Annotated in this window: 9 protein-coding genes and 1 tRNA gene; 2 read left to right on the top strand and 8 right to left on the bottom strand. The window is 68.3% G+C overall.

The window, feature by feature from the left end:
• Window positions 1–59: 59 nt before the first annotated feature.
• The 6 genes from pgi to pcnB all read right to left on the bottom strand — a co-directional run bounded on the left by pgi (window position 60) and on the right by pcnB (window position 5782).
• The gene (gene pgi, locus MC380_RS02405) at window positions 60–1592 is read right to left on the bottom strand and encodes a glucose-6-phosphate isomerase (RefSeq protein WP_242162805.1); all 1533 of its coding nucleotides are present in this window, start codon (window positions 1590–1592) and stop codon (window positions 60–62) included.
• A complete protein-coding gene (gene panD, locus MC380_RS02400; protein WP_242104287.1) occupies window positions 1589–1969 on the bottom strand; it encodes an aspartate 1-decarboxylase in 381 nt (126 codons plus the stop codon). The genes pgi and panD overlap by 4 nt, the downstream gene beginning before the upstream one ends.
• A gap of 242 nt (window positions 1970–2211) precedes the next feature.
• Window positions 2212–3057 (bottom strand): pantoate--beta-alanine ligase, encoded by an 846-nt coding sequence (gene panC, locus MC380_RS02395; protein WP_242162803.1) that lies wholly within the window; start codon window positions 3055–3057, stop codon window positions 2212–2214.
• A gap of 91 nt (window positions 3058–3148) precedes the next feature.
• Complete coding sequence (gene panB, locus MC380_RS02390) at window positions 3149–3958, bottom strand: 3-methyl-2-oxobutanoate hydroxymethyltransferase (protein WP_242162801.1); 810 nt, start codon at window positions 3956–3958, stop codon at window positions 3149–3151.
• Between the two features lie 4 nt (window positions 3959–3962).
• The gene (gene folK, locus MC380_RS02385; protein WP_242162799.1) at window positions 3963–4457 is read right to left on the bottom strand and encodes a 2-amino-4-hydroxy-6-hydroxymethyldihydropteridine diphosphokinase; all 495 of its coding nucleotides are present in this window, start codon (window positions 4455–4457) and stop codon (window positions 3963–3965) included.
• Window positions 4454–5782 (bottom strand): polynucleotide adenylyltransferase PcnB, encoded by a 1329-nt coding sequence (pcnB, locus tag MC380_RS02380; protein WP_242104291.1) that lies wholly within the window; start codon window positions 5780–5782, stop codon window positions 4454–4456. Before pcnB ends, folK begins: the two co-directional genes overlap by 4 nt.
• 120 nt (window positions 5783–5902) lie before the next feature.
• On the opposite strand from pcnB, the gene MC380_RS02375 reads away from it, so the two are divergent.
• Both MC380_RS02375 and fdxA read left to right on the top strand, forming a co-directional pair.
• Window positions 5903–5978 (top strand) — tRNA-Glu (locus MC380_RS02375).
• A 160-nt stretch (window positions 5979–6138) separates the two neighbouring features.
• Window positions 6139–6462: a ferredoxin FdxA gene (fdxA, locus tag MC380_RS02370; RefSeq protein ID WP_242104292.1), complete on the top strand. Its 324-nt coding sequence runs from the start codon at window positions 6139–6141 to the stop codon at window positions 6460–6462.
• A 70-nt stretch (window positions 6463–6532) separates the two neighbouring features.
• Here the strand turns inward: fdxA and MC380_RS02365 are convergent, their stop codons facing one another.
• The gene (locus tag MC380_RS02365; RefSeq protein ID WP_242104293.1) at window positions 6533–7096 is read right to left on the bottom strand and encodes a hypothetical protein; all 564 of its coding nucleotides are present in this window, start codon (window positions 7094–7096) and stop codon (window positions 6533–6535) included.
• 21 nt (window positions 7097–7117) lie between these two features.
• Entirely contained in the window at window positions 7118–8023 is a 906-nt protein-coding gene (gene dapA / locus MC380_RS02360; protein WP_242162797.1) for a 4-hydroxy-tetrahydrodipicolinate synthase, read from the bottom strand.
• Between the last annotated feature and the right edge of the window lie 106 nt (window positions 8024–8129).

Genomic DNA, 8129 nt, shown 5'->3' with positions numbered 1-8129 from the left:
CCCCCCCGCCCCCCCCCCCCCCCCCCCCCCCGCCGCCCCCCCCCCCCCCCCCCCCGCTCCTACGTGCGGTTTCGGATTTCCACGAGCAGCGCGCGCGTCACCGGATCTTCGGCATCGCCATCGCCCTTCAGCGCGGGCAGCAGCCGGTTCGCGACCTGCTTGCCCAGCTCGACGCCGAACTGGTCGAAGGCATTGATGCCCCAGAGCACCGATTGCAGGTAGACGCTGTGTTCGTACAGCGCGATCAGCATGCCCAATGAGTGCGGCGTCAGCGCGTCGAGCAGCAGCAGCGTGCTCGGACGGTCACCAGGATAGACGCGGTGTGGGTCGTCGCTGTCCTGGCCATTGGCGAAGGCTTCGGTCTGCGCCAGCAGATTGGCCAGCAGCGCCGCGTGGTTCTCGAGATAGGGATGATCGCAGCGGATCGTGCCGATGAAATCCGCCGGCACGATCTGCGTGCCCTGGTGCAGGGCCTGGAAGAAGCTGTGCTGGGTGTCGGTGCCCGGGCCGCCCCACCAGACCGGGACGGTGTCGCCTGCCACGGCCGCGCCGTCGAGCTTCACGCGCTTGCCCAGGCTCTCCATGACCAGCTGCTGCAGGTAGTTCGGCAACAGCTTCAGGCGCTCGTCGTAGGGCAGCACCGCCTGGGTGGCGGCGTGGCGCGCATTGCGATTCCAGACCGCGGTGAGCGCGTGCCAGACCGCCAGATTGGCTTCGGGGGCGGCCTGCAGCGCGTGCGCGTCGAGTTCCGCTGCGCCGGCCAGCAGCGCTTCGAAGGCCTCGAACCCGATCGCCAGCGCGATCGGAAATCCCACTGCCGACCATAGCGAATAGCGACCGCCGACCCAGTCCCACATCGGCAGGATGCGCTCAGGATCGATGCCGAAGTCGCTCGCCCGCTGCACGTTGGCGCTAACTGCATAAAGCCTGCTGTCGTTCGCCAGCCAGTCGCGCACGATGCCGCCGTTGAGCAGCGTTTCCTGGGTGCCAAAGGTCTTGGAGATCAGGATCGCGGCGCTGGTGCGCGGGTCCAGCGCGGACAGCGTGCGTTGCGCCGCAGCGCCGTCGACGTTGGAGACGAAGTGCACCCGCGGCCGCATTCTTCCAACAGCCGGCGCATCCGGCTGCGCAAGCGCATCGACCACCATGCGCGGGCCCAAGTCGGAACCGCCGATGCCGACGCTGACGATATCGGTGACATCGGTGGCGGCCAACGCCTCGACCATCGCGCGCATCCGCGCGCGCGCGCGCAGCGCATCGGCGTGCGCGGCGCGCGCCGTGGGCGACCCGGACACTTCGCCGCGCAATGCCGTGTGCAGCGCGGCGCGGCCTTCGGTCGCATTGACCGGCTCGCCATCCACCAGGCGCTGCATCGCACCGACGAGGTCGGCGTCGCGCGCGAGCGCGAGCAGCGCCTGCCAGGCCTGGCGGTCGTACGACTGCCGGGCGAAACTGGCGTACAGCGGCCCGACGCGCAGCGCGAAATCGGAGACCCGCGCCGGGTCGTCCAGGTTGATTTGCGAAAGCGAAGCGCCTTGCAGGCGCCGCGTCTGCTCGGCGAGCAGCGACAGATCGATCCCGGCGCCGCTCATGCGGCCTGCTTGGGAATCGATTGGTTGGTATGGGTCAGCCGGTTCTGGCGGTCCACGTAGACCAGGGTCGGCTTGAACTTCGCCGCTTCGGCTTCATCGCAGTGGCCGTAGGCGCAGATGATCACCAGGTCGCCCGGCTGCGCCTTGTGCGCCGCCGCGCCGTTGACCGAAATGATGCCGCTGCCTTCCTCGCCGCGGATGGCGTAGGTCGCGAAACGCTCGCCGTTGTTGACGTTGTAGATCTCCACGCGCTCGTACTCGCGGATGCCGGCGATGTCCAGCAGCCGGCCGTCGATGGCGCACGAGCCTTCGTAATGCAGCTCGGCATGGGTGACGGTGGCGCGGTGGATCTTGGCCTTGAGCAGGGTGAGTTGCATGCAACGGCGCTCCGGAGCGATATCGGCACGACCCGGGCAGGCGCCCGGCAGGGCGCAGTATAGGGCCGCTTTGCCGCATCGCAACAAAGCGTTGCCGTGGATTCAGCGTAGCGTGCGCCGTGCGCACGGTGGACACCCATGTGGGAGCGGCTTTAGCCGCGAATGCTTTTGCGAGAAACCGAATAAAACACGAGGGCAATCGCGGCTAAAGCCGCTCCCACATGAACGTCAGCGCGGCTGCGCTATGCCTCGAACTCGAGGTTGTCGATCAGCCGGGTGCGGCCCAGGCGCGCGGCGATGAGAGCCACGAAGCTGCCGTCGCGCGTCGCCGGCTCGGAAAGGTCCGGATTCCGGATCACCGCGTAGTCCGGATCCAGGCCCGCCTGGTGCAGGTCGGCGCTGGCGTCGGCTTCCACTTGCGCGCGCGGACGACCGGCGCGGATTCCGTCGCGCATCGCAAGCAGGGTGCGGTGGATGACGGGCGCGATCGCGCGCTCCTCGGGCGACAGGTACTGGTTGCGCGAGCTCATCGCCAGGCCGTCAGGCTCGCGCCGCGTCTCGGCCGCGATCAGTTCCACCGGGAACGCCAGATCCGCTACCAGGTAGCGGATCACCGCAAGCTGCTGGTAGTCCTTGCGCCCGAATACCGCGATATCCGGCTGCACCTGGTTGAACAGCCGTGCCACCACGGTGGCGACGCCATCGAAGTGGCCCGGGCGATGCGCGCCTTCCAGGATCTCGGTCACGCCGGGCACCCGGATCGCTACTGCCTTGTCGGCGCCGTAGGGATACATGGTCGCAAGCGATGGCATCCACAACGCATCGGTGCCCGCCGCCGCCAGTCCCGCTGCGTCCTGCTCCGGGGTGCGCGGGTAACGACTGAAATCCTCATTCGGGCCGAACTGGGTCGGATTGACGAACACGCTGGCAACGACGCGGTCGCCATGCCGTTGTGCCAATTCGATCAGCGAGTGATGCCCTGCATGCAGATTACCCATGGTCGGGACGAACCCGATCCGCAGGCCATCGCGTTTCCAACCGGCGATGCGGGCGCGCAACGCCTCGAGCTCGCGGATCGTGTCCATCAACCATTCCCCGAGCCGTGCGGATGGCGCTGGCAGTGGTAAGTGGGCTGCCGAGCCCCTGGGATTCCCACCATGGCCGCGGCCACGGGCGGCCTCATGCGTAGCTGTGCTCTTCGTCCGGAAACGCGCCGCTGCGCACGGCTTCTGCATAGGCGCGTACCGCGCCGGCGACCGATCCGCCCTCGCCCAGGAAATCCTTGACGAAGCGCGGACGCCGATGGCCGCTGTCAAGACCCAGCATGTCGTGCAGCACCAGCACCTGCCCATCGCAGCCCGGGCCGGCGCCGATGCCGATGGTGGGGATATCGATGGCGGCAGTGATTTCGGCCGCCAGCGACGAGGGCACGCATTCGAGCACGAGCATCGCAGCGCCTGCTTCGGCCACCGCCCTTGCGTCGGCCAGCAGCCTGTCCGCCGCCGCCTCGCCGCGCCCTTGCACCTTGTAGCCACCGAACCGCAGCACCGATTGCGGCGTCAGGCCCAGGTGCCCGCAGACGGGAATCTCGCGCTCCACCAGGAAGCGGATCGTTTGCAGCTTGTGGCCGGCACCTTCGAGCTTGACCATGCCGGCGCCGGCCTGCAGCAGCGCCGTGGCGGCGTCGAGCGCACGTTCGGGCGTGGCGTCGGCCTGGAACGGAAGATCGGACAGGACCAGCGCGCGATGGGTCGCCGATGCGACACAGCGCGTGTGATAGACGATATCCGCGACGGTGACCGGCAGCGTGGAATCGGCGCCCTGCACCACCATGCCCAGCGAATCGCCGACCAGCAGGATGTCGGTTCCGTTGGCATCGAGCGTGCGCGCAAAGCCGGCGTCGTAGGCGGTCAGCATCACCAGCTTACGGCCGTTCTGCTTGGCCTCGGCCAGTTCGGGCACGGTCATCGGCTTCGGCGCTGCGTTCATGACCCTAGCCTAGCGCCTGGATGCCCTCGCCCGCCATCACGGCGGCGATGTCGCGCGCCAGTCCGCGGCCCGGAATGACCGCGTCCGGCGCGACTTCGACCAGGGGCAGCAGGGCGAAGGCGCGTTCGTGCAGATGCGGGTGCGGCACGCGCAGGCCGGGCTCATCGATGATCGAATCGCCGTGCAACAACAGGTCCAGGTCGAGCGTGCGTGGTCCCCAGCGTACTTCCGCCGTACGCTCGCGCCCGTGCGCGCGCTCGATCGCCAGCAGTTCATCCAGCAACGTGCGCGCCGGCAGGCGGGATTCGAGCATCGCCACGGCGTTGATGAAGTCGGGCTGCGTTTCCACGCCCCAGGCGCGGCTGCGATACAGGCGCGACGCCCGCAACAGACGCGTCTGCGGCAAAACATCCAGTGCGCGCATGGCCTCGCGCACGGTTGCCGGGGAATCGCCCAGGTTGGCGCCCAGGCCGACGAAAGCGATGACCGGGTCGATCACTCGACGTGGCCGGCCGGACGACGGCGACGGCGGCGGCGACGGCGCGTGGCGAGTTCACCTTCGTCCCCGGACTCCTGCGCCATGGCGACCCGATGCGTCAGATCCTCGCCCGACAGCTGCTGTGCGTCGCGCCAGAACGCCACGTCTTCCGCATGCTCGTCGGAGGCCACCTGGCGCAGCACCAGGAAGTCGTAAGCAGCCCGGAAACGTGGATGCGCCATCAGCCGAGCTGCGCGCTTGCGCTGCGACAACCGGCTCTGCATCAGCCAGATCTCCTGCATGGGCAAGGAGAATCGCCGCGGCAGCGCGACCGTGGTGAGCTGGTGCACGGTGACCCGGTCCGCCGCGCGGCGCTGCGCTTCCACCGCATGCACGCCCTGGGCCTGCAGAGCCATCAGGGCGCGACAATAGGCCGGCCACAGCAGCAACGCGAACAGGAACGCAGGCGACACCGGCTCGTCGTGTGCGACCCTGGCATCGGTTCCGCGCAGGCCTTCGAGCAGCATCCGCCGCAGCGCGCCGCTGCGGTTCGCGGCGAGCGCAGCAGCGGTTTCCGGAAACAGCACCGGCAGCAGGCCATGGCGTTCCAGGCCTTCGAAACTCGCCACGCCGTGCCCGGAGAGGAACATCTTGAGCACGTCTTCGAACAGACGCGCCGGTGCGGCCTCGGCCAGCAGCGGCGCCAGCTCCGGGATCGGCGCCGCGGTGGCCGGATCGATAGTGAAGCCCAGTTTCGCCGCCAGCCTGACCGCCCGCAGCATCCTCACCGGATCTTCGCGATAGCGCGTGTCCGGATCGCCGATCAGGCGCAGCACATGATCCAGCACGTCCTGGTAACCGCCGACGTAGTCGCGCACCGAGAAGTCCTCGATCGCGTAGTACAGGGCGTTGGCGGTGAAATCGCGGCGCACCGCGTCGTCCTCGATCGCGCCGAACACGTTGTCGCGCAGCAGGCGCCCGCCTTCGTGCAGTTCGCGGTCGCCGCTGCCGTCGTCGCTGTTGGCGCGGAAGGTGGCCACTTCAATGATCTCGCGCCCGAACACGACATGGGCCAGGCGGAAGCGGCGGCCGATCAACCGGCAGTTGCGGAACAGCGCCTTGACCTGCTCCGGGGTGGCATCGGTGGCCACGTCGAAGTCCTTGGGCTGGATCCCGACCAGCAGGTCGCGCACCGCCCCACCGACCAGATAGGCCTGGTGTCCGCCTTCGCGCAGGCGGTAGAGCACGCGCAGCGCGTTGGGGCTGATGTGCTTGCGTGAGATCGTGTGCTGGTCGCGCGGGACGACCCGCGGCGCAGGCAGGCTGGTAGTGATTTGTTGGGGCATCGGGCGGCGTCGTGCGCTCGGTCTGGCGGGCCGCGTCGGCCGCAGTTGGGCTGCTATACTAGCAAGCTGCGCGCAGACTCCTGCCCGCAGCCGGCGCGTCCCGCCGGCGCAATCCCCAAAGCTCCCTTCGTCTAGAGGCCTAGGACGTGGCCCTCTCAAGGCTAAAACACGGGTTCGAATCCCGTAGGGAGCGCCATTTTTCTGTGAGAACCCGGCCCCCGGCCGGGTTCTTTCGTTCGCGGCGCCGGTCAGCGCGCAACGGCTTCGCACTCGTGCCGCGCGCGATCGCTCACGGCAACGAATCAACCGGGCTGACGATTCGCTAGAATCGCACCAGTCCCGCCACGCCATCCGCCATGCCCTTCGTCGTCACCGAGAACTGCATCAAGTGCAAGTACACCGACTGCGTGGAGGTGTGCCCGGTCGACTGTTTCCACGAAGGACCGAACTTCCTGGTGATCGATCCGGACGAGTGCATCGACTGCACCCTGTGCGAGCCGGAGTGCCCGATCAATGCGATCTATCCCGAAGACGACGTACCTGCGGGACAGGAGGGATTCGTCGCACTCAATGCGGAGCTGTCGAAGGCCTGGCCGGTGATCACCGTGCGCAAGGATGGCTTGCCCGACGCCAAGGAATGGGAAGGCAAGCCGGACAAGCTGCCGCTCCTCGAGCGCTGAGGCCGCCGGGAAAGCTGCCAAAAGGGCGCCCAAGCGCCCTTGAGGAACAGCCGCGAGAGGGCGCCTTACGTCAGCCGCCGAGCGCGCTTCTCAACGCCGCCATCAACTTGGCAGCCGCCTCGCCGCCCGCGGCAACCCCGCGCGGATCGACCGCCGACACGTAGACCCCGGCATCGACCTTGGTGACGCGCACCAGGAAATTGCTGCCTTCGTAGTTCACATCGTAGGTGCCCAGCAGCTGGGCCTTGCTTGCGATGGTGGCGCCAGGCACGGCCGCCAGCGCCTCACCAACCTGATTGAATACCGCATCGCGTTCGCCAGGCACGGTGAAGCCGCTGCCCGACGCAGACGCGGCGGGAGCCTGTGCGACGGCTGGCTGTCCGGCAGGTGTCTGCGCCGGGGCGGCCCCCTGAACCGGCGTGCCCGACATCCCCGAACGGGTGACGGAAGTGGGCGCACCAAGGGCTGCAGCCGTGCTCGGCCGATCCAGATCCGGCGGCACTTCCAGCGGGCGCGTTTCCGCGGACTGGTTGTACGGGTTGTTTCTGCGGAACCAGCGGCAGCCGGACGCGGCGAACACAGCCACCACCAGCAAGGCGAGCGTGGCGGTACGCAATAAGGGGGTCGGACGCATCGGGTTGTCTCTCCTGCGGGGTCAGGCCGCGAGCATGTCGCGGCAGGATAGCTCAAGGGCACGGATCCCGGCGGAAATCTCGCCAGCACGTGCAGCATGCCCGGACGACAACGGCAGCAACGGCAGGCGCAGCCCGCTGCCGATCTCCTGGAGTGCGAGCAGGGCCTTGACCGGGATCGGGTTGGGTTCGATGTTGAGGAAGTCGAATAGCGGCTGCAGCTTTGCGTTCCAGTCCTCGGCTTCCGCTGTCTTGCCGGTCTGCGCCAGCGCGCACAGCTTATGCATTGCCGCGGGCGCCACGTTCGAGGCCACTGAGATCACCCCATCGGCGCCGGCGAGGATGGCGCGCGCGCAGCTGGGGTCGTCGCCGCTGAGCACCGCGAATCCGTCGCCGCGCAGGGGCAGCAGCGCCTGCATGCGTTCGGGCTCGCTGCGCGCTTCCTTGATGCCGACGATGCGCTCGTGCGCCGCCAGCGCGGCGGCGGTGTCGGGTAACAGGTCGCAGCCGGTACGGCCGGGTACGTTGTAGAGCACCAGCGGCAGCGCACCATCGTCGGCGATCGCGTGGTAGTGGGCGATCAGCCCAGCCTGTGTCGGACGTACATAGGGAGGCGTCACCACAAGCGCGGCATCGGCGCCCAACGCCGCCGCGCGACGGGTCTGCTCGATGGTCTTGGCGGTGTTGGACAACCCGGTGCCGGCCAAGACCGGAATGCGTCCGGAAGCGATCTCGACGGCGCTGCGCAGCAGCGCATCGAACTCGGCGTCGTACAACGCGGCGGCCTCGCCGGTCGAGCCGGCGACGACCACGCCTTGGATACCGCCCTCGAGTTGCATCTGCAACAGACGCTGCCAGGCTTCGAGGTCGATCTCGCCGGCGGCCGTGAACGGCGTCGCCAGCGCGGTGATGCTGCCGGAAAGTCGCAAGCGCGGGTACCCGAATCGGTGGGGAAAGCATCCGCGGCGGTGCCGGGCGGATGCGGAATGGCGTAACACAAGATGTTACTTGCGGGCTCGAAGCACGGGCAAGTAT

It is taken from the genome of Lysobacter sp. M15 (assembly GCF_022662515.1).
Classification (GTDB): domain Bacteria; phylum Pseudomonadota; class Gammaproteobacteria; order Xanthomonadales; family Xanthomonadaceae; genus JAKPBU01.
The sequence above is the reverse complement of the archived record's forward strand: the minus strand, read 5'-3'. Positions and strand labels throughout refer to the sequence as shown.

What these genes read in the sequence shown, in the direction of transcription:
- pgi (WP_242162805.1), bottom strand. Translation starts at nt 1,592, where the DNA reads ATGAGCGGCGCCGGGATCGATCTGTCGCTGCTCGCCGAGCAGACGCGG.
- panD (WP_242104287.1), bottom strand. Translation starts at nt 1,969, where the DNA reads ATGCAACTCACCCTGCTCAAGGCCAAGATCCACCGCGCCACCGTCACC.
- panB (WP_242162801.1), bottom strand. Translation starts at nt 3,958, where the DNA reads ATGAACGCAGCGCCGAAGCCGATGACCGTGCCCGAACTGGCCGAGGCC.
- pcnB (WP_242104291.1), bottom strand. Translation starts at nt 5,782, where the DNA reads ATGCCCCAACAAATCACTACCAGCCTGCCTGCGCCGCGGGTCGTCCCG.
- fdxA (WP_242104292.1), top strand. Translation starts at nt 6,139, where the DNA reads ATGCCCTTCGTCGTCACCGAGAACTGCATCAAGTGCAAGTACACCGAC.
- MC380_RS02365 (WP_242104293.1), bottom strand. Translation starts at nt 7,096, where the DNA reads ATGCGTCCGACCCCCTTATTGCGTACCGCCACGCTCGCCTTGCTGGTG.